Origin of the sequence: Stenotrophomonas sp. 3diitr2024 (genome assembly GCF_042136455.1) — a bacterium.
Classification (GTDB): domain Bacteria; phylum Pseudomonadota; class Gammaproteobacteria; order Xanthomonadales; family Xanthomonadaceae; genus Stenotrophomonas; species Stenotrophomonas sepilia.
On record NZ_JBHHMJ010000011.1, the window covers coordinates 1 to 330 of the forward strand.

The window sequence follows — 330 nt, forward strand, 5'->3', positions numbered from 1 at the left end:
GGCGGTGCCGGATTCATTGGCGGTAACTTCGTTCTCGAGGCCGTCGCACGTGGCGTCAAGGTCATCAATCTCGACGCCCTGACCTATGCCGGCAACCTGAAGACCCTGTCCAGCCTGGTGCGCATGATGTACTCGCGGGCAGGGGCCTACCCGGCCCACCAGCCCATGCTGTACGCCGAAGACTTCTCGCCCAACACCCCACAGGGCGCCTGCAGCACCTGCCCGATCACGCTGCGCTGGTCGCAGGCCGCCATCAGCAGCAGCGGCGCACGCCCTTCGGCCTGGATTGCCAGCATCAGCACCTTCCCGCCCATCGCTTCCAGCATCAGC

Annotated in this window: 1 pseudogene; it reads left to right on the top strand. The window is 66.1% G+C overall.

The window, feature by feature from the left end:
• Nucleotides 1-330, top strand: a pseudogene (locus tag ABGA94_RS00050) (hypothetical protein); the annotation flags it as partial.